Genomic DNA, 20929 nt, shown 5'->3' on the forward strand with positions numbered 1-20929 from the left:
TCCTTGGGTCGTACTCGTGGAAGGTCGGGTCAGGGGCGCCGGGCGGCGAACACCCGGTGGCCCAGCGGGTGGAGGGGGTGACCCTCGGCGGGCAGGTCGGCCACGGGCAGCAGGCCGGCGCCGTCGAGGACGGCCCGCCACTGGGTGTGGGTGAGGAAGCTGGAGCCGGTGGCCGCGCGGGCGTCCCGCGGGGCGGCCAGCAGGAAGCCCTGGGAGGCCAGCACCCAGTACTCCTCCCGGGTCGGCTCGGTGAGCACCAGCAGCCCGCCGGGCACCAGCAGCCGGGCCAGTCCCCGCACGGAGGCGTCGGTGTCGACGGCCGCGTTGAGGACACCGCCGGCCACCACCACGTCGAAGGAACCGGCCGCGTGCCCCTGCTCCACGGGGTCGCGGTCGACGTCCAGCAGGCCGTAGCGCAGCCGGTCGCCGAAGCGGGCGCGGGCGTGGTCGAGGAAGAACGGGGACACGTCGGTGAACAGGTACTCCACGGAGGTGCCGGGCAGCCGTTCCAGTTCCGGCAGGACCACCTCGGTGGTGGTCGCCGTCCCGCCGCCCGCCTCCAGGACCCGGCCGCGCGGGGTGCCCCGCAGGTGGTCCGCGACCAGCGCGGCGGCGGCGTGGTGCTGGTAGCGGGCGGTGGCGCTCTCCCGGTACAGCGAGCGTGCGGTGTCCGTCTCGCCGCGCGGGAAGAGCAGTGCGGCCGCCGACCGTTCGGCCCGCATCAGGGCGAGGAGTTCCCCGGCCGAGCGGCGGGCGTAGGCGACAGTGGCGTCGGAGCCGTGGGCGGCCCGCCAGCCGCGCAGGGCCGGCCGCCACACCGTGTCGAGGTCGGTGTACGTGTCCGGTGGCACGGTGGGGGTCAGCGCGCCCGACGGGGCGCGGTCGAGCAGGTGCTCCTCGGTCAGTACGGTCAGCCAGCGGTCCAGGAGCCGCCGGTGCTCGGGCGCCGGGCGCACCGCCGCCGCGATCTCCTGCGGGGTGTGCGCCCCGGGCCCGGTCAGGCAGCCGGCCCGGTGGAGGGTGTGCAGCATGCTGAGCAGGGCGGCCCGTGCCACCGCGTGGGCCGCGTCGACGCAGGCGGGTACGTCGAGTCCGCGCAGGGCCAAGTCGGCGCGGGCGGCTGCGTCGAGTCCGCGCAGGGCCGCGTCGGCGGCCACGGCGGGGGAATCCACGCTGGTGCGGGGAGCGGTCCCCGCCAAGCTGGGGGCCCCCTCCAGGCGAGGGCCCAGCTCCGCCCAGGCCGTGACGTCCGCCGCCGTGACGCCCGGTTCCGGGCAGCTCACGCGGGTCAGGGCGGACAGGTCGGTCAGCGCGGCGGCGGGCGTCGCGGGCAGGGCGCGCGCCAGCGCCAGTGGGAGGACCGCCTCGGTGGCCTCCGCCCGTTCCAGGGCGGCGAGCAGACGGGCCGGCGCGGTGTCCGGCGGCACCGCCGTGACCCGGCCGCGGCGGGCCCAGGCGTCGAGCGCCGCCGCCGCGCCCGCCGGGTCGCCGGTCAGCACGAGGGTGTGCGGCGGCGGCCCCGGGTCGGGTGCGGGCCGCGGTCGTACGGCGGTCAGGGCCTGGGCCAGGTCCGCGCAGAACCGGGCGGCCTCGTCCGGCAGGCGGCTCCCTGAGGCGTCCGGACGGTTCCCGGCGACGGCGGCGAGGACGGCCGCCGCGTCGAGGTCCGTGCCGTCGACCGTGCAGACCGGCTCCCCGTCCCGGCCGTCGAGGAGTCGGCGCAACTCCGCCGTGTCGACGGCGGCGGCCTCCGGGACGGTGGCGTGCCACAGGTACTGTCCGGCCGGGGCGGGCCCGGCGGTGTCGTCCGGGTGGCGGGCGCGGACGTCGAAGCCGGCCGCCGTCAGGTCCTCCTCCCACTCCCCCGCCGTCGGGAAGACGGTGGCGGTCCCCGCCCGGCGGTCGGTGAACCGGCCGTGCGGGTCGGTGGCGTGCGGGGACGAGGCCGGCGGGGAGAGCAGGAACTGCATGGAGGTCAGGACGGTGTCGCAGTCCCCCGCCGAGTCCACCAGCAGCAGCGTGCCGCCGGGCGCGAGCAGCCGCCGGACACGGCTCAGCGCGGCCGGTATGTCGGTGGCGTTGTGCAGGACGTTGGCGGCGACGACGACGTCGGCGCCGCCCGCCGGGAAGCCCTGGGCGGTGAAGTCGGCGTCCACGTCGAGCAGCGCGGTGGCGACCCCGAACCGTTCGGCGGCGGCAGCGGTGTAGAGGGGGCTGACGTCGGTGAACGTGTGGTCGGTGTCCAGGCCGCGCAGCGCTTCCGTGGTGGCGCCCGAGCCGCCGCCCAGCTCCACCACCCGCACCCGGCCGCCGGGCCCGCGCCCGGCCGCCGCCTCGGCCACCAGTTCCGCGCACCGGGCGTGCAGCCGTCCGGTGAAGGCGTTGCGCTGGTAGGCGCCGAGCGAGGCCACCACGTCGGTGCCCTCCTGCAGCAGGTCGGTGAGGGCGACCCGGTCGCCGAGCAGGTCGGGCAGCCGCTCCAGGGCGGCGCGGTGCAGGCGGGCCATCTCCGGGGGGAAGCCCAACCGTTCGTAGCGGGAGGGCAGTTCGTGCAGGGCGGGGGTGTCTGCCGGGCCCGTGGCGTGGAAGACGCCGTGCGCGTCGCGGCGGAGCGCGCCGGCCGCGGTGAGCGCGGTGAGCCACCGGTCGAGAAGGGCGCGGTGCCGTGGCGCCACGGGGAGGGCGGCGGCCAGGGCGTCCGCGGTGGCGGGCAGCACGGGGTGCAGTACGGCGGTCATGGCGGCGCGGCTGATGCCGTCCAGGTGGTGCAGGTCGCGGCGGAGCCGGAGTTCGGCGCCCGCGCCGGTGAGCGTGGAGAGCGTGCCGGTCACAGGGCACCCACCTCCGCCACCGCGTCCGGCGCGAACGGGTCCACGCCGTCCGGCAGTACGTCGACCCGCGCGCAGGGGCCCGCCGGGGTGCGGGTGAGGGCGGTGACGGCCGCCTCCGGGTCGAGGACCTCGGCGGCGAAGTGCCGTCCGGGCGGCAGGTCGCCGCGCAGCACGCTCAGTGCCGTGTGGGCGGCGACGGCGCCGCTCAGCGGGGCGTTGCCGGTGCCGTGCAGGACCGCGGTGCGCGGGGCACCGTTGGCCGTGAGGGTCACGGCCAGGGTGACCGAGGGGCGGTGTCCGGCGAGGTCCAGCGCGGCGGCCCGGCACAGGCGCCGTGCCGCCTCGTCGGGCGGCAGGACGTGCACCCGGTCGAAGGCGGCGAGGACGTGTTCGCCCCGGACCAGGGTCAGCCAGTCGCCGTCGCGGACGCCGAGGGCCCGCGCGGTCCGCGCGTCCTCGGCGGACAGCTGCGGCAGCTCGGCACCGGCGCCCGGGAAGAAGGGCAGGTCGGTGACGGTCCGGCGGGTCAGTGCGCGTGCCCGGGGCGCTCCGTCCCGCCAGGCCGCCAGAGGGCCGGCGCCCGGGGTCGAGGCGCCGTGCAGGTACTCCAGGGCGGAGGTGGTGGTGAAGAGGTCCAGTACGCGGGTGCGGACGGTGACCGTGTCCGGCCGGGCCGCCCCGGCGAGCCCCGCCCGGCGGGCGACGGCCCTCGGGAACAGCCCGGTCAGGCCGGGGCGCAGCCCCGCGGAGAGCACGGCGGTGCGGCCCGCGCGCCGGTAGCGGCCGTCGTCCAGCAGGGCGTGCAGCGCGTCGTCCCCGGCGGCGTCCACATAGTCGGCGCCCGCCCGGAGGGCGGCGTCGGCGGCGACGGAACCGGTGAGGTGGGACGGGCCCGCGCAGTTGACCAGGACGCTCAGGCCCTCGGCGAACGCCGTCACGTCGTCGCCGTCGCGGACGTCCACCACCCGGTGTTCCACCGCCTCGTCACCCGGCAGGTGACGGGCGACGAACTCCGCCGTGGCGGTCGCCGACCGGCCGCCGACGCGCACCGGGCGGCCCGCCCGGCGCAGGGCCAGGACGACGTGGCGGCCCACGTCCCCGTAACCGCCGATCACCCCGATCACCGGGTCACCTCCGCGGCATCCCCGGCGTCCGCTCCGTCCGCGGCGTCCCCGGCGTCCGCGGCGTTCTCCGGCACCAGCCGCCAGCCCCTGCTGCGGCGGCGCCGTTCCCAGAAGCGGGCGTACAGGCCGTCGGCGGCGAGGAGTTCCTCGTGGGTACCGCGTTCACCGACGCGGCCCTCGTCCAGGACGAGGATCTGGTCGGCGGCCACCACGGTGGACAACTGGTGGGCGATGACGATCAGGGTGGAGTCCCGCATCAGGGTGCGCAGGGCCCGCTGGACGTACTTCTCGTTCTCCGGGTCGAGGGCGGCGGTGGCCTCGTCGAGGAGGACGACGGGGGCGCGTTTGAGGACGGCGCGGGCGACGGAGACGCGCTGGCGTTCGCCGCCGGACAGGGAGGCGCCGCCCTCGCCGACGCGGGTGGCGAGGCCGTCCGGCAGCCGCTCGACGATCTCGTCGACGCCGGCGATCCGGGCCGCCTCGCGGACCTCGTCGTCGGTGGCGCCGGGCCGGCCGACGCGGATGTTGCCCTCCAGGGTGTCGTCGAAGAGGTACACGTCCTGCTGGACCAGGGAGACCTGGGCCATCAGCTGCTCCACCGGCATCTCGCGCACATCGGTGCCGCCGACCCGGACCGACCCGGCGTCCGTGTCGAAGAAGCGGGCGATGAGCCGCACCAGGGTGGTCTTGCCGGCGCCGGACGGGCCGACCACCGCCGTCATGGTGCGCGGCGGCACCCGCAGGGAGACGTCCCGCAGGACCGGCCGGTCGGCGTCCTCGTAGCCGAAGGTGACGTTCTCGAAGACGATCTCACCGGGGCGGTCGAGGCCGGCGCGCGCCGCGGTGTCGGGCAGTGGCGGCTCGTCCAGCAGGGCGGCGAGCCGGCCGAGGTCGTTGCCGGCCATGCGCAGCATGCCGCTCATGCCGGCCGCCTCGGAGAGCGGGCCGACGAAGCGGGCGGCCAGCGCGAGGAGCGCGACCAGGGCGGCGGGCTCCACGGCGTCGTTCAGGGCGAAGGCCACGCCGGTCGCGACCAGGGCGGCGAAGCAGAGCTGCACGGCGAGGCCGTTGGCCAGCAGCCGGGGCATGGTCTCGGCGAGCATCCGGCCGCCCGCCCGGCTGCGTTCCTCGACCGCCGCCTCCAATGGGGCGTAGCCCTGCCGGTCGCGGCCGAAGGCCCGCAGGGTCTTCTGCGCGCGGGCGAACTCCACCACCCGGTTGCCGGCGAGCGCGTCGGCGGACTCCCGCTGCTCCTCGCTGCGGCCGATCCACCCCGCCGACCAGCGGTGGGTGGCGTACAGCAGCGGCGCGCAGCACAGCAGGACCAGGCCGAGGCGCCAGTCCAGGACGAGCATGGCGACGACGACGGTGGCGGGGGTGACGACGCCGCTGACCACGGGGGTGAGCAGGTGGGCGAAGACGTTGGTGACGGTGAAGGTGCCGGTGGTGGCGGAGCGCGCGACCCGGCCGACCTTCTCGGAGGTGAACCAGCCCAGCGGCAGCCGCACCAGGTGGTCGCCGAGCCGGTCGTGCAGGGTGGTGAGGGTGACGACGGCCAGGGCGAAGCCGCGCATGGCCTGCTGGTAGCGGGCCACGCAGGTGGCGACGACCAGCACCGCGAGGACCGCGAGGCCCTGCCAGGCGCCGGTGGTGTCGCCGTCGAAGACCGACCGCAGCACGGGCACCAGGAAGGCCATGGCGACGCCTTCGAGGACCGCGTAGGCGATCAGCCAGGCCAGGAAGCGGCGCAGGGCGCCCCGGTGGTCGGGCCCCAGGACGGTGGCCAGGTGGCGGATCATCGGTCGGCCTCCTCGGTGAGCGCCCCGTCGGGGCGGTGCGCCGCCCACATCCGGGCGTAGCGCCCGTCGGCGGCGAGCAGTTCGGTGTGCGTGCCCTGCTCGACGACGCGGCCCGCGTCGAGTACGGCGATCCGGTCGGCGCCGGTGATGGTGGACAGGCGGTGCGCCACGACGAGGACGGTGCGGCCCCGCACCAGGGTGGACAGGGCGTCCTGGATCTCCGCCTCGGACTCGGGGTCGGCGTAGGCGGTGGCCTCGTCGAGGACGAGGACGGGGGTGTCGGCGAGCAGGGCGCGGGCGATGGTGAGGCGCTGGGCCTCGCCGCCGGAGAACCTGGCGTCCTCGCCGACGACGCTGTCGTAGCCGCGGGGCAGCCGGGTGACGCGGTCGTGGATACGGGCGGCCGTCGCGGCGGCGACGAGGTCGTCGTCGGTGGCGTCGGGCCGGCCCAGGCGCAGGTTGTCGGCGACCGTGCCGTGCAGCAGCTGTACGTCCTGGAGGACGAAGCCGACGTGCCGGTACAGCTCCTCGGGCGCGATGTCGCGGACGTCGGTGCCGCCGATGCGGACCGCGCCGGCGTCGGCGTCGTGGAACCTGGGGACGAGGGCGGCGAGCGTGGACTTGCCGGCGCCGGAGCCGCCGACCAGGGCGGTGACGGTGCCGGCCCGGCAGGTGAGGTCGACGCCGTGCAGGACGGGGCGCTCGGGGTCGTAGCCGAAGACGACGCCGTCGAAGGTGACGTCGTTGCCGTCGGGGCGCTGCGGCCGGTCGGTGACGGGGAGTTCGGGGACGTCCAGGAGCGCGGTGATGCGTCCGGCGGCGGCCACCGCCTTGCGCTGCGCGGTCAGGCCCTGGTTGAGGGTGAGCAGGGTGGTGGGCAGCACGGCGGCGACGAGCACCTCGGCGAGGACGTCGGCCGGCCCGACCCACCCCTCGTGCGTGAACCAGATGCCGCCGGCCAGTCCGACCACGGAGATCACCGGCACGGACAGCGCCATGGAGGTGTACGCCTCCAGTTTCAGCACCGGCCGGACCCAGCCCGCGTACTGGTCGCCGTAGGCGTGCACGGCCTCCCGGTACCCGGCGTGGGCGCGGCGGGTGCCGCCGAACACCTTGACGACACCGATGCCGTGCACGAACTCGACGACCGCCGCGCTGACCCGGCCGAAGGCGGTGTCCAGCGCGACCATCTTCTCCGCGAAGCCGCGCATCATGAACGCGTACGCCGTGAAGTAGACCGGCAGGGTGGCGAGCGCCAGCAGGGCGAGCCGCCAGTCCACCCACAGCAGGTAGCCGAGCCCGGCCAGCGGCAGGGCGACGGCGCCGGCGAGTTCGACGTCGTGGTGGGCGACGAGGTGGTGCAGGTCGTCGATGTCCTCCTGGGCGGCCTTGCGGACCTGCCCGGAGGTGGTGGCCGAGTACCAGCCCAGCGGGACCCGGCCGAGTTTGGCGACCATACGGCGGCGCAGGTCGGCCTGGAGCCGGCCGTCGGCGAGGTGGGTGATCCACAGGGCGGCGCCGTTGCAGCTCCAGCCGGCGACGAGGGTGACGGCGACGACGACGGCCGCGGTGACCACCCGGTCGCGGTCCAGCGGGCCGTCGGCGAGCAGCGCCCGGCCGATCTCGGCGATGCCGACGAAGGGCACCAGGTTCGTGACGGCGCCGAGGGCGCCCAGCACGATGCCGAGCCGGGTCATCCAGGCGACGGGGCGGCGCAGTTCGCGCAGGGCGCCGGCGGTGGCCGCCGGGGCGGGGGCCGGCCGCTCGGGCGCGGTCGCGGCTTCGGCGGTGGTCGTGGTGGTCGTGGTCATCGGGGGGTGTCTCCCTTGGCGTCCCGCAGGGGGGCCGCCAGGTGTTCGGCGACGGTGTGGACGTGCGGTGGCTCGATGACGCTGAAGTGGTTGCCGGGTACGTCGGTGACGGTGAACCGGCCCAGGCAGGTCTCCGCCCAGAACGGCTCGGCCAGGTGGCCGACCCCGCCGGTGACCCCGAACGACTGCTGCTCGGCGGCGCGCAGGAACGTCATGTCGCCCGCGTAGGGCTCCAGTTGGAGGTGGGCGGCCTTCATGCTGTGCCGGCAGGTGCGGAACAGGGCCGGGACCAGTTCGGCGTCGACGGGTACCTGGGCGTTGTCCTCGGCGGCGCGGGCGTACGCGGCGAGCCGCTCCTCCTGAGGTCGGGCGGCGGCCCGGCGGGCGGCGGCGGCCACCGCGGCCAGGCCCTCGTCGGCCCCGTCGGTCTCGTCCAGGGCGGCGAGCGCGCCGGCCGGGACGCGTCCGCCGCCGCGTTCGGTGAGCAGTTCCACCGCCCGGTAGACGTCCTGGTCGGCGACGTCCGGTCCGAAGACGGCCGGCACGGGGTCCAGGCCGAGGTTGGGTACGAAGATGGACTCGTAGGCGAGTTCCTCGTCGGTGTCCAGGAACATCGGGATGCTGTCGACCAGGGTGAGGTCGTCCACCCGCAGCCCGCGTTCGGTCAGCCGGCGGGCGACCTCGGTGGCGAGCAGTCCGCCGAGGCAGTAGCCGATCAGCTGGAAGCGGGTGTGGCCCTCGTCGGCGAGGCGCTGGGCGTACCGGTCGGCGACGGTGGCCACCAGGCGTTCGGGCGGGGTCGCGGTGTACAGCTCGGCGTCGGCGACGGCCACGCCGAGCACCGGGCCGAGGTCCTGGGCGGCCAGGGCGCGGCCGAGGTGCTGGAAGTAGTCCAGGGTGCCGAGCGCCGCGTGGAACATGACGCGCACGGTGCCATCGGGGTGCGGGGCGCCGCCGAACGGCACGAGCAGGGCGTTGCCGCTGGTGTCGCGGGCTCCGGCGTCGGCTGCGGCGGGTGCCGCCGTCGTGCGCAGGGCGCGGGCCAGGGCCCGTACGGTGGGCTCGTTGAGCATCTGCCGCAGCAGGGCGTCGTAGGTGAACTCCGCCGCCTCCGGCACCTCTTCGCGCAGCCGGCCCGCGACCCGGGCGAGGATCAGGGAGTCGGCGCCGTGGTCGTAGAAGTTGTCCTCGGGTGCGAGGGCGGTGATGCCGAGGGCGGTGGCCCACAGGGCGCACAGCCGCTCCTCCAGCCCGGCGTCCCCGTCCGCGACGGCCGCTTCCGCGCCGGCGAGTTCGCCGGGCCGCCGGGCGGCCAGCGCGCGGCGGTCGATCTTGCCGTTGGCGGTCATGGGCAGCGCGTCGACGACCTGGAGGTGGCCGGGCACCATGGCGGCGGGCAGCCGCTCGGCGACGAACGCGGCCAGCTCCTGGGACCGCAGCGGCGTCCGGTCCGCCTTGGCGCGCAGCACGAACAGCCGGTGTCCGGCGGAGTCGAGGGCGTGTCCGGCGCCGGGCAGGGTGAGGACCGGGTCGGCCCCGGCGCGGTCGAACAGCGCGCGCCAGCCGTCCTCGTCGAGCAGCGGGCAGGCGCCGGCCTCGCGGTCGCCGTCGGCCGGTTCCATCATGAAACCCTGGGTGAGCAGGATGTGCGGGTGGGCGCCGACCGGTTCGGTCACCACCAGCAGCCCGCCCGGGGCGAGGAGTTCGACGGCGGTGCGGACGGCGCGGGCGCTGTCCCGGGCGCTGTTGAGCACGCCGGCGCAGAGCACGAGGTCGGCGGAGTTGGGCGGCAGGCCCTGCGGGAGCGGGTCGCGGTCGATGTCCACCACGCCGTAGCGCAGGCCCTGTCCCTGGAACGCGGCGCGGGCGCGGGGCAGGAAGGACGGGCTGACGTCGGTGAACAGGTAGTCGACGTCGAATCCGTCGAGCAGCGGCAGTACGGACTCGGTGGTCGCGCCGGTGCCGGCGCCGAGTTCCAGGACGCGCAGCGGGCCGGGGCCGTCGTGCTCGGCCGCGCGGCGGTGGACCACGGCGGCGACGGCGGCGTTGAGGTGCCGGGCGAGGGCGTCGTCGCGGTAGACGGCTCGGGCGGGGGCGTCGTCACCCTCGGGGAAGAGCAGGTCGAAGGGGTTGAGGCGGTCGTCGAGCAGGTCGTCGAGGCGGTCGGTGTGCGCGCGGTGGTAGGCGAGGTAGTCCGCCGTGCAGAGGCCGTCGGCGATTCCGCGGGCGGCCTCCGCCCAGGCCGTGTCCGGGTCGTCGACCGCCTCCCCTGCGCGGTAGCGGCCCGCCTCGTCCCGCTCCAGCAGCCCCGCCTCCGCCAGCGCCGTCAGCCAGTGGCGCACCAGCCAGCGGTGGCGGGGGGCCACCCGGGCGGCGTCCAGTACCTCGTCCGCGCTCCGGGCGACAGCGGAGGCGGCGGCTCCGGCTCCGGTGAGCGCGCCGCGGCGCCGCAGGGCGTGCAGCATGGTCAGCAGCGCCGCCCGGTGCAGGGCCCGGTGGTGGGCGGCGGTGCGCTCGGGACCGGCGTCCGGCAGGAGCCGGTCGGCGTGGCGTTGGGCGGCGGTGCGCAGCCGGGCGTCCCGGGCCGTCTCGTCCGGCGCGGTGCGCGGGGCCGGTTCGACGAAGCCGAGCAGCATCCGGTCGCCGTCGTCGTCGCTCACCACGGCCGCGGCGGCACCGACGGCCGGTTGGGCCAGCAGGGCGGCCTCCACCTCGCCGAGTTCGATCCGGTGACCGCGGATCTTGACCTGGTTGTCCTCCCGGCCGAGGAACTCGATCTCCCCGCCGGGCAGATACCGGCCCACGTCCCCGGTGCGGTACAACCGCTGTCCGTCGTGGGGGTGGCCGGGGAAGCGGCGGGCGGTGAGCTCCGGGTCGTCGAGGTAGCCGAGGGCCAGCCCCTCCCCGGTGATGCACAGTTCGCCGGGCACCCAGACCGGGCAGTCGCGGCCGTCCTCGTCCAGCACCCGGAAGCCCTGGTTCCGCAGCGGGACACCGTACGGGATGCTGGTGCGTCCGTCGTCCGCCTCGGTGACCGGGTGGTGGATGGACCAGATCGCCGCCTCCGTGGCGCCGCCCAGGGACATCAGCGACAGGCCGGGCAGCAGCTTGCGCAGGCGGCCGGGGAGCGTCACCGGGATCCAGTCGCCGGAGAGCAGCGCCAGCCGCAGCGAGTCCAGTTCGGCGGGTTCGGTGGTCAGGTAGTCGGCGAGCATGTGGAGCTGGGCGGGGACGGAGTTCCACAGGGTGACGCCGTGCCGGGCGATCAGCTCCGCCCAGTGGGAGGGGTCGGCGCCGCGCGCCGGGTCGGGCAGGACGAGGGCTGCGCCGGTGGCGAGGGCGCCGAAGACGTCGTACACCGACAGGTCGAAGCCGAGCTGGGCGAGCTGGAGCACCCGGTCGGTGCCGGTGACGCCGAACCGCTCGTTGACGTCGTCCACGGTGTTGAGGGCGGCGCGGTGGGAGGTGACGACGCCCTTGGGGTCGCCGGTGGAACCGGAGGTGTAGATGACGTACGCGGGTGCGCCGGGGTCGCCGGCCGCCGGTACGGGTATGGACGGGCCGGGTATGAGCCGGTCGACGTCGACGCGGGCCACGCCCTCGGGGCGTCCCTCGCCGTCCTCGACCCAGGACTGGGTGAGGACCTGCCGGACCCCGGCGGAGGTCAGCAGCCGGGCGCGGCGCAGCGCGGGCTGCGTGGTGTCGACGGGCACGTACACGCAGCCGGCGAGCAGCACGCCGAGCACGGCGGCGGCCTGCTCGGGGCCCTTGTCCATGACGACGGCGATCCGGTCGCCGCCGGTGCGGCCCGCCGCCCTCAGCGCGTCGGCCACGGCCCCGGCGCGGCGGGCGAGTTCGCCGTAGGTGACCGTGCCGAAGGCGCCCAGCAGGGCGGGGGCGTCGGGGGTGCGGGCGGCGCGGGCGAAGAAGCCCTCGTGCAGCAGGCCCTCGGGCAGCGGCCCCGCCGTGTCGTTGACGGCCCGGCGTTCCCGCTCCTGCCAGGCGGGCAGGGCGACGAGGTTCGGGCGGTCCCAGGCGTCCGGGTCGTCGGCCAGGACGTCCAGCAGCGTGCCGAAGGCGGCGAGCATGTCCTCGGCCACCCCGTCGGGCAGCACACCCTGCCGGATGTCCCAGTTGACCTCCAGGTCCCCGGAGCCGTCGCCGACCTGGCAGTCCAGGAAGACCTGCGGGGTCTGGGTGATGCCCACGCCCAGCCGGCGGCCGCTGCGCTCCGACGAACCGGGGCCGAGCCCGAGCGAGCTGGTGAAGACGTACGGCATCAGGGCCGCCTCCCGGCCCCGGGCCCGGGTGAGGTCGCGGATGACCTCCACGCCCGAGTACAGGCGGTGGTCGAGGTCGGTGAAGAGCCGCTCGCCCAGCCGCTTGGCCCGCTCGGCCGGCGCCGCCCCGGGCTGTGCCTCGACGGCGAGCAGGGTGACGGAGGTGAAGTCGCCGACCAGGCGGTCGACGTCGGGGTGCAGCGGCATGCGGTTGAGCAGCGTCAGGTTGACGGTGAAGGAGGTGCGGCGGCTCCAGCGCTCCAGGACCGACACATAGGCGGCGAGGACGGCGGTGGTCGGGGTCAGTCCGCGGGCCGCCGCCTGGCCGCGCAGCCGCTCCCAGGCCGGGGCGGGCAGGCGGTGGGAGAGCCGTGCGAAGCGGGGCGCTCCGCCGTCCGGCGCGCTGACCAGGGGCAGGTCGGGGGCGGGCGGCAGGGACGCCAGCCGGGAGCGCCAGTAGTCGCGGTCGCGGCGGTGGCGGGCGGTGTCCTTGAGGGCGCGTTCGGCCAGCACGTAGTCGCGGAAGGAGATCGCGGCCCGCGGCAGGGACGAGGTGTCGGTGGGGTCGGGCGAGGCGAGCAGGGTGTCCAGTTCGTCGAGGAGGACGGCGGCGCTGGCCCAGTCGGCGACGAGGGAGTCGAGCGAGAAGTGCAGGACGTCGCCGTCGGGCAGCCGGGTCACCCGCAGTTCGAACAGGGGCCAGCGGGTGGTGTCGTACGTACGGTGGCCCAGGTCCGCCCGGACCGACTCCAGGTGCCGTTCCCGGCCCGCCGGGTCGTCGCGCAGGTCGGTGACGGCGATCCGGCAACGCGGCACCTCGGCGAGGGTCCGCTGGTAGCCGTCCTCGTGGACGACCGCGCGCAGCATGGCGTGCCGGGCGATCAGCGCGTTCCAGGCGTCCTCCAGCGCGGCGGCGTCGAGGCTCGGGTAGTGGATCTCCAGGTAGCCGTGGCAGGCGACACCGCCGAGCCCGAACGGGTCCCGCCGGCCCAGCAGGTAGGCGCTCTGCACGTCGGTGAGGGGGAACGGCTCGTGGGCGGCGGCGGGGTCGGCGGTGACGGTGCGGGCGGCGTCCTCCGCGTCGAGCAGGGCGACGACCCGCTCCTTGTGATGCCGCAGCGCGGCCCGGCGTTCCTCGGTGAGGACGCCCTGCGGCGCCCGGAACCGTATCTGTCCGTCCTCGCTCCACAACTCGACGCCGAGTGCGGTGAGTTCGTCGATGAGGCCGGCCGCGGTGGTGGGTGCGGTCATGACGTGGAGGACCCCTTGCCGTGTGTGGTGGGCGGTACGGGTGCGGTGCCGGCCGGGAGCAGCACGGCGCCGTGCAGCAGGGCCGGGTCGAGCGGTGCGGTCAGTCCGGCGAGGTGGACGGCGCGTACGGCGGTCACCGGCGCCTCCTCCAGGCGGAGGCCGGGGGCGTCACCGGCCAGGCGCCGTACGGCGGGCAGGTCGGCGGGGCGGACCCCGAGGACGACCTCGGTCAGGGCGGTGGCGCCGTTGGGGTGGTGTACGCCGGGCGGGTGCTGGGGCGGGTCGTAGGGGGTGACGAGGAAGGGGAGGCGGCCGGACCTCGGGTAGGAGAAGGCGAACCGGGTCTCGGCGCCGTCGGGGCGCTTGCGGGTCCAGCGCACCACGCGCCCGCAGGGCACCTGCCGGGTGAGAACCTCCAGTTGGGCGTCTTCGACCAGCAGGGCGAGGTCGCAGAACCCCTCGTCCTGGCGGGCCCAGCGGACCATGCGCTCGCCCGCGCCCCGGCCGAAGCGCAGGTCGACGGGGAGGCGCATCCAGCGCGCCCCGGGCGGTGTGGCCAGCAGCTCGATGACCGGTCCGGAGGGGAACCAGACGTGCGCGTGCAGGGCCTTGTGCTCGGGGGCGGTGGCGTAGGCGACCTCGAAGCCGGCGGTGCGGAAGTCGGCGACGGCGCGGCGCAGGTCGTGCACGCGCAGGAGTACGTGACTGCACCGGCGGGCGGGTGTGTCGGTGGTTCCGGTAATTCCGGGGGTGTCGGGGGTGTCGGTCATCGTGCCTGGCCTCCTGCGGGGGCGGTGACGGATGAGGCCGCGGCGTCCCGCAGGTCGGTCCAGGGCACGACGGGCGGTTCGGGGGGCCGGATCAGCTCCGGCAGGCCGAGCTGTGCGGTCAGGTCGGCCCAGCAGCGGGACACCGACAGCGCCCACTGCCCGGCCGCGGGCCGCAGCGCGGGGTCGGCGGCGGCGGCGCGCAGCCGGTGCAGGGCGGCCAGGACGGCCCGCGGCCACAGGTGGGCGAAGACGTCGTGGTAGCTGTCGGCGGCCGGGTGCAGTTCCACGGTGGACGGGGTGGCGAGCCGTTCGGTGCCGGGCCCGGCGAGGACCAGGCGCCCGGTGGTGTCGCGGGGCGCGTGCAGACGCGGGTTGAACAGCACCGGACCGTGGGTGTCGGCGAGGGTGAGGACGCCGGCGTCGGTGCCGAGCGCGACGCGGTGCAGCAGGTCGGAGTGGTTGTCGGGGTCGTCCGGGTGGACCTCGTTCTGCACCCGCAGGGTGACGGGGGCACCGCCGACCACGGCGTGCAGCGTGCGGAACGGCTGCGGCTGTCCGGTGAGTCCGGCCAGTTCGGCGTCGGGGCCGGGCTGGGCGCGGAAGGCCCAGGGGCGCAGCGTCCCGGCGGCCCGCCCGAGGACGTCGAGCAGGGGGTAGGCGACCTGGCTGTTGCAGGCGGCGTCGAGGAACCGGACCGGCCCTCGGGCGCGCAACACCTCGGCGGCGGCCAGGAACGCGCGCACCGGCGCCAGGTCGGGGTAGAGGGTGCCGACGGCGTAGGCGGCGTCGCCGTCGCGGGCCGCCCGCAGGTTGCCGGCGAGCTCGCCGGCGTGGACGGGGTGTTCCTGGAGGACGTGGATGCCGCGGCGCAGCGCGGTGCGGGCGATGTCCGACCCGGGGCCGCCGGTGGCACCCGAGCGGACGACGACGCAGAGGACGTCGGTGTCGTCGGGAAGCCGCTCGGCGTCGGTGAACAGCGGCACTCCCGACCGCTCGGCCAGCCGCCTGGAGTAGTCACCGCCCTTGGCGAGGATGCCGGTGAGGGTGAAGGCCTCCGGGTCGCCGCGGACGGCGTCGAGGTAGATCCGGCCGAAGGCGGTACCGGCGACGACGACCCGCAGGGGACGCCGGGCGCGGCTCACGAACGCGCCCCGACGGCCACCGCGTCCGTGCCGGTGTCTGTGTCTGTGTCTGTGCCGATGCCGGTGTCTGTGCCGATGCCCGCGCCCGTGTCGGCGCTTGTACCCGTGCCAGCGCCTGTGCCCGTGCCGGCGCTTGTGCCCATGCCAGCGCCTGAGCCCGTGCCGGCGCTTGTGCCCATGCCGGCGCCTGAGCCCGTGCCGGCGCCTGTGCCAACGCTCGTGCCTGTGCCCGCACCCGCACCCGCACCCGCGCCCGACACCTCCACCCGGGACACGGCCACGAGGTGGCCGCTGACCGCGCGCAGCTTCTCCCGGGTCTCCTCCAGCTCCCGTTCCGGGTCGGAGTCCGCCACGACCCCGGCTCCCGCCCGCAGCCAGGTCCGGCCGCCCCGGCGCAGTACGGTGCGCAGCACGAGGGCCGCGTCCAGGGTGCCGTCGGCCTCCAGCCGTACGACCGCGCCGCTGTACAGCCCGCGTTCGCCGGGCTCGGCACGGCGGATCGCGTCCAGCGCGCTCCCCTTGGGTATGCCGGAGGCGGTCACCGCGGGGAACAGGGCGGCCAGCGCGTCCCACCGGTCCCGGCCGGGCGCGAGCCGGCCCCGCAGCCGCGAGGCGAGGTGCTGCACGCTGCCGCGTTCCTCCACGGCCATGAACTCCTCGGTGCGCACCGTCTCCGGCAGGCACACCGCGTTCATCTCCTCCTGCACCAGACGGACGGAGACGGCGTGCTCGTACACCTCCTTGGCGTCGCGGTGCAGTTCGGCGCGGCGGGCGGCGTCCGCGGCGGGGTCGCCGGTCAGCGCGCGGGTGCCGGCCAGCGGCTGCGCCGTGACGGAGCCGTCGGCGTCGATCCGGGCCACGATCTCGGGGCTGAAGCCGGCGGCCTCCCAGCCCCCGTGCCGCAACAGGAAGGAGCGGGCGGGCAGATGCCCGCGCCGGCCGGCCACGTAGGTCGCCGGGAGGTCGAGTTCGACGGGTACGGACACGCTGCGCGAGACGATGGCCTTGTCCAGCTCCCCCGCGCGGATGGCACGCACCGTGCCGGCGACAGCCGCGCGGTACCGGTCGGCGTGCTCCTCCAGGTCGACGCCGACGCGAGCGCCGGGCGGCTCGCCCGCCGAGCGCACGGCGGCGCGCAGCAGCTCCTCCAGTTCGTCCAGGGCGGCCTGGTCCGCCGCCCGCAACACCGCTGCGACGGACGTCAGTTCGATCTCGCGTTCCGGGACCACGAAGCGGGCGAGAGCGGCGCCGGTGGGCGCGTCGCCGCCGTGGTAGGCGTGGGTGAGCTCGAAGGCGATCCAGCCGTGCGCCGATCCGACGCCGCCGGTGTGCCGCTGGAGGAGTTCACCGACGGTGGCCAGCGGGTGTGCGCCGACCGGCAGTTCGGCGGCTTCGACGTCCGTGCCGTGCAGCCGGGCGGTCGTCCCGTCCGCCTCGACCACGGCCGACTCGCCCTCGCTCCATACGACGGAGCCGTCCCGCTCGTAGAGGAGGTGGGGCGCCTCGGAGGCCGCGGCGAGGGCGGCGGCGACGGTCACGGGGTCGGCGGTGAAGGTCAGTTTGCGTTCGGGGAAAGGGGCCCGAGGGGTGAGGGCGTCCCGAGGGGTCACGAAAGGTTCTCGCTTTCCAGTCGACAGCGGGCGCCGGTGGCCGCGGCGGTACGGGTGACGTCCGCGAGGAGGCGCAGCACCGGCTCCCGGCGGGGGGTGAAGTAGAAGTGGCCGCCCGGGAAGGCGCGCAGGGTGAAGGTGCCGGTGGTGTGCGCCGACCACGCGCGGGCCTGTGCCTCGTCGACCTCGGTGTCGGTCTCCCCCAGCAGGGCGGTCACGGGGCAGTCCAGCGGCGGGGAGGCGGGGCGGTGGTAGGTCTCCGCGAGCTTGAAGTCGGCGCGGACGGCGGGCAGGTAGGCGGCGCGGACGGCCGGTTCGGCCAGCAGCTCGCCGCGGGTGCCGCCGAGCCGGGCCAGTTCCGCCACCAGGTCGTCGTCGGGCCGGGTGTGCAGGTCGCCGCGGGCCGGCAGCGCGGGGGCGCGGCGGCCGGACACCACGAGGTGGTCGGGGGCCGCGCCCCAGGCGGTCAGCCGGCGCGCGGTCTCGTGGGCGACGACGGCGCCGAAGCTGTGGCCGAAGAGCACCAACGGCCGGTCGGTCAGGGGCAGCAGCGCCGCGCAGACGCCGGTCACCAGGTCCTGGAGGTCGTCGGCGGGCGGTTCGGACAACCGGTCCTCCCGCCCCGGGTACTGCACGGCGGACAGCTCCACGTCGTCGGGGAGGCCGGTGCCCCAGGCCGCGTAGGGCCCGGCCGTGCCGCCGGCGTGCGGCAGGCAGACCAGGCGGGCGGAGGGGTTGTGTCGGGGTGTTCGGCAACGCAACCAGGCGTCCGTCACGTGCGGTTCTCCCTCGGGCTGCGGGATGACGTCGGGCGCTGCCCATACAAGCTTTAGTGAAAACGATTGTCAATACCGTCAATTGGGTCGTGGGTATAGTCGTCGCCGGAAGGCCGCCGCTCGGGGAGTCGCGGCGACACCCGCGGGAAAGGCGGCCGGGCGAGGATGCATGGGGCAGAGGTCCGGCGTGCGACGGCCGCGGCCAGGTCGACCGCCTCGTCACTCGGTCTGACGGTCGACGACGCGATCGTTCTCCATGACTCGAACAAGCTCACCCTGCGTCTGCTGCCGTGTGACGTCCTGGCCCGGGTGGCGCCCGAAGCGGATCAGGTCGCGCGGTTCGAAGTCGACCTCGCCCAGCGGCTCGCCGCGTCCGGATGCCCGGTGGGCACCCTCGACCCGCGCGTGCAGCCGCGCGTCCATGAGCGCGACGGCTTCGTGATCACGCTCTGGACCTACTACGAACCCGTGCCGTCCGCGGAGGTCTCACCGGCCGACTACGCCGACGCGCTCGCGCGGCTGCACGCCGGCATGCGCGGACTCGACGTGGCGACACCGCACTTCACGGACCGGGTCGAGCAGGCGCAACGACTCGTGGCGGACCGCGACCGGACCCCGGAACTGGCCGACGCGGACCGGGAGCTGCTCGGCCGCACGCTGCGGAACCTGAGCCGGACGATCGGCGAGCGCGGCGGCACCGAGCAGTTGCTGCACGGCGAGCCGCACCCGGGCAACGTGCTCACCACGCGGCACGGGCCGCTCTTCATCGACCTGGAGACGTGCTGCCGGGGCCCCGTCGAGTTCGACCTCGCCCACGCGCCCGAAGCGGCCGGCGAGCACTACCCGGGCGCCGATCAGGACCTGCTGCGCCAGTGCCGGATCCTCGTCCTGGCAATGATCACCGCCTGGCGCTGGGACCGGGGCGACCAGTTCCCGGACGGGCGCCGGCTGGGCAGGGAGTGGCTCGGACAGATTCGCGCGGCACTCGCGCGCGACGACGGCCCGGACACGCGCGGCTGATCGCGGACCTCCGGGGCCGGGCGCCGGTCCGTCCTCGGGGTCACCCCCTCCTCACCCCTTGACCGCCACCAGTACGCAGCTGTCGCCCACCTGCCACACCGGTGTGACATGCCGGAAGCCCGCCTGGTGCAGCAGTTCGGCGTGGCGGCGCACGGAGAGGTGCCGATTGCCGCCGCCCCCGCCGGACGACGGACGGCACCGCTCCCGCTGCTCGAACAGATCGGCCAGCTCCGGGTCGGCGGCCACCGCCTTCCACCAGGAGTCCCAGTCCTCTTGAGCGTGGTCGCCCGCGCGCTCGGCCCGGCAGCGCCCCACATGGGCGGTCAGGTCGGAGCAGGACCGCACGTCCGGCGGGAAGTGATCCCCGTTGATCAGCGCCCCGCCGGGGCGGAGCAGGGCCCCGAGGCCGCGGTAGGTCTCCAGCAGGACGGGTTCCGGAAGGTAGTGCAGGGCCGTCGTCGAGACGGCGACGTCCAGGCTGCGGCACAGCTCCAAGGCGTCGGTCCACCCGTCCTCGCCGATGACCGCGTCCACGTACCGCGCGGCGTCGGCGTGATGGGTACGCCCCAGCTCCAGCAGCACGGGGTCCATGTCCACCGCGACGATCTCCGCGTCCGGCAGCCGGCGGGCGAGCCGGGCGGAGAGGGAGCCCGGTCCGCAGCCCAGGTCGAGCAGGAGCGGCCGGGAGCGGCCGGCGCAGATGTGCTCGACGACGTCGGAGATCACGGTGAACCGTTCCTCACGGTCCACCGCGTACAGCTGCTGCTGCCGCTCCCAGCGCTCCACCCACGTCCTGGCCGTCTCCATGCTCACGCCCATCTGGTCGCGCCACCTCTTTCGTCTCTCATCTGTCGCGACTACCACGCAATCTACAGATGGAAACGATTATCAGTAGCCATTCACGCCAACGACTCGAGTACGGACAGCAGGCGGTCGATCTCCTCCTCCGTGTTGTGCACGTGCAGACTCACCCGCACAACCCCGTTCCTCTCGTCCGCACCCGCCTGGCAGAGGCTGTCGGCGCGGACCATGAACCCGTGGCTGAAGAGGATGAACCCGAGGTCGTCGGAGGGTATGTCACGGTGCCGGAAGGTGACGATGCCCTGCCGCCGCTGCCCCTGCGGCAGCGGCGAGTCGGCGGCCAGGCTCGCGGTGCAGCCGAGGATCTCGTACACGTCCAGCAGCCGCAGCCGGTCGGTCAGCCGGGTGGCCAGGCGGACGGCGTGCCGCGCGACGCGGTCGACGCCGGCCGCGTCGAGCCAGTCCAGCGCGGCCAGCAGCGACACGATGCCCACCGTGTTGGGGGTGCCCTCCCACCCGGTGGGCGTCAGGGCGGGGCCGCGGGTGTTGCGCGCCCAGACCGCCCCGGTGCCGGGCAGCGCCATCACCTTGTGCCCGGAGAAGACCACGAAGTCGACGTCGAGATCCGGGTCACCGACATCGACGGGGAGGTGGCCCACGCTCTGGGCTGCGTCCAGACAGATCGGTACCTCCGGGCCGACGGCGGCCCGCAGGCGGTGGACGTTCATGTCGCCGCCGTAGACGTGGTGGACGTGGGTGGCGGCGACGAAGCGGGTACGGGGGCCGACGGCCTCGGCGAGGGCGCGGTGGTCGTAGTCGCCGGAGGCCGCCTGGTACGGCAGTGCCCGCAGGCGCACGTCGACGCCCCGGGCGGCCAGCAGCCGCCGGGTTTCCTCCCAGGGTTCCAGGTTGGCCTGGTGATCGGAGAAGGGGACGAGGATCTCGTCGCCGTCGGTGAGCCGGGGCACCAGCCAGTCCCGGGCGATGGTGCGCAGTCCCTCGGTGGTCCCGCTGGTGAAGTGCACCGAGGAGTGCTCCGGCCGGGGGTCGCCGAGGAACTCCTTGACGCGCCGCCGGGCCCGTTCGACCAGCTCGGTGGTCTTGTTGGCCCAGGGGTAGGTGCCCCGGCCCGCGTTGGCGTTGGACGTGGTCAGGTAGGTCTGCACGGCGTCCAGCACCGCTTGCGGTTTCTGCGCGGTCGCCGCGCTGTCCAGGTACGCCAGTTCCGGATGCGCGGCGATGATCGGGAACTGCTCCCTCAACCGCCGCTGCCACAGGCGGTCTTCGTCAGGTGTGTGTCCGTCCATGACCTCACTCCCGTACCAGTGGGGCGCCCGCGTCCCGCCAGGCGACGATCCCGCCCGCCAGGCTCCGCACGTCCGGATGCCCCATCCGCGCCAGTGCCGCCGCGTACCGCAGCGACTTCTCACCGACCGGACAGGCCAGCAGGACCGGTGTGCTCTTGCTGAACGGCAGCCCGCCCCGCAGGAGTTCCTCGAACACCTCGTCCACGATGTTCAGCGAACCCTCGATGTGCAGGGCCGCGTAGGCGTGCGGGCCGCGCAGGTCGACCACGAGGGGGCGGGGGTCACCCGCCGTCACCCATCCCCGGGCCTCCTCGACACCGATCGTCCGGGCCTCCGCCTTCGCCTCCTCGGCGCTCGGCACCGAGGAGGCGCGTCCCGCGCCCGACCGGCCCAGCAGCTCGGGGCGG

The 20929-nt window shown here is 75.5% G+C and carries 13 protein-coding genes; 1 reads left to right on the forward strand and 12 read right to left on the reverse strand.

Annotation, left to right across the window (positions count from 1 at the left end):
- Nucleotides 1–29: 29 nt before the first annotated feature.
- Genes J7I94_RS24110 through J7I94_RS24150 form a run of 9 tightly spaced genes read right to left on the reverse strand, consistent with a single transcriptional unit; the run spans nt 30 to nt 17394 of the window.
- A complete protein-coding gene (locus J7I94_RS24110; RefSeq protein ID WP_215169926.1) occupies nt 30–2831 on the reverse strand; it encodes a methyltransferase in 2802 nt (933 codons plus the stop codon).
- Entirely contained in the window at nt 2828–3955 is a 1128-nt protein-coding gene (locus tag J7I94_RS39030; RefSeq protein ID WP_215169928.1) for a saccharopine dehydrogenase NADP-binding domain-containing protein, read from the reverse strand. The genes J7I94_RS24110 and J7I94_RS39030 overlap by 4 nt, the downstream gene beginning before the upstream one ends.
- On the reverse strand, nt 3952–5754 hold the full coding sequence (locus J7I94_RS24120; protein ID WP_215169930.1) for an ABC transporter ATP-binding protein: 1803 nt from the start codon (nt 5752–5754) through the stop codon (nt 3952–3954). Before J7I94_RS24120 ends, J7I94_RS39030 begins: the two co-directional genes overlap by 4 nt.
- Complete coding sequence (locus J7I94_RS24125) at nt 5751–7565, reverse strand: ABC transporter ATP-binding protein (RefSeq protein ID WP_215169932.1); 1815 nt, start codon at nt 7563–7565, stop codon at nt 5751–5753. Before J7I94_RS24125 ends, J7I94_RS24120 begins: the two co-directional genes overlap by 4 nt.
- The gene (locus tag J7I94_RS24130; RefSeq protein ID WP_215169934.1) at nt 7562–13096 is read right to left on the reverse strand and encodes a non-ribosomal peptide synthetase; all 5535 of its coding nucleotides are present in this window, start codon (nt 13094–13096) and stop codon (nt 7562–7564) included. The genes J7I94_RS24125 and J7I94_RS24130 overlap by 4 nt, the downstream gene beginning before the upstream one ends.
- Entirely contained in the window at nt 13093–13866 is a 774-nt protein-coding gene (locus J7I94_RS24135; RefSeq protein ID WP_215169936.1) for a VOC family protein, read from the reverse strand. Before J7I94_RS24135 ends, J7I94_RS24130 begins: the two co-directional genes overlap by 4 nt.
- The gene (locus J7I94_RS24140) at nt 13863–15008 is read right to left on the reverse strand and encodes a Gfo/Idh/MocA family oxidoreductase (protein ID WP_215169938.1); all 1146 of its coding nucleotides are present in this window, start codon (nt 15006–15008) and stop codon (nt 13863–13865) included. The genes J7I94_RS24135 and J7I94_RS24140 overlap by 4 nt, the downstream gene beginning before the upstream one ends.
- Complete coding sequence (locus J7I94_RS24145; RefSeq protein WP_308114679.1) at nt 15005–16618, reverse strand: salicylate synthase; 1614 nt, start codon at nt 16616–16618, stop codon at nt 15005–15007. The genes J7I94_RS24140 and J7I94_RS24145 overlap by 4 nt, the downstream gene beginning before the upstream one ends.
- On the reverse strand, nt 16615–17394 hold the full coding sequence (locus J7I94_RS24150) for a thioesterase II family protein (RefSeq protein WP_215169940.1): 780 nt from the start codon (nt 17392–17394) through the stop codon (nt 16615–16617). Before J7I94_RS24150 ends, J7I94_RS24145 begins: the two co-directional genes overlap by 4 nt.
- A gap of 165 nt (nt 17395–17559) precedes the next feature.
- Between J7I94_RS24150 and J7I94_RS24155 the strand changes: the two genes are divergently transcribed.
- A complete protein-coding gene (locus J7I94_RS24155) occupies nt 17560–18414 on the forward strand; it encodes a phosphotransferase enzyme family protein (RefSeq protein WP_215169942.1) in 855 nt (284 codons plus the stop codon).
- Between the two features lie 51 nt (nt 18415–18465).
- Here the strand turns inward: J7I94_RS24155 and J7I94_RS24160 are convergent, their stop codons facing one another.
- The 3 genes from J7I94_RS24160 to J7I94_RS24170 form a co-directional block, all read right to left on the reverse strand.
- Nucleotides 18466–19233 (reverse strand): trans-aconitate 2-methyltransferase, encoded by a 768-nt coding sequence (locus J7I94_RS24160; protein ID WP_215169944.1) that lies wholly within the window; start codon nt 19231–19233, stop codon nt 18466–18468.
- Between the two features lie 80 nt (nt 19234–19313).
- Nucleotides 19314–20522, reverse strand: coding sequence for an aminotransferase class V-fold PLP-dependent enzyme (locus tag J7I94_RS24165; protein WP_215169946.1), 1209 nt, complete (start codon nt 20520–20522; stop codon nt 19314–19316).
- A gap of 4 nt (nt 20523–20526) precedes the next feature.
- Nucleotides 20527–20929 (reverse strand): rhodanese-like domain-containing protein (locus tag J7I94_RS24170; protein ID WP_215169948.1); only part of this gene is annotated, 403 nt, incomplete at its 5' end.

Origin of the sequence: Streptomyces sp. ISL-12 (assembly GCF_018614415.1) — a bacterium.
Lineage (GTDB): Bacteria > Actinomycetota > Actinomycetes > Streptomycetales > Streptomycetaceae > Streptomyces.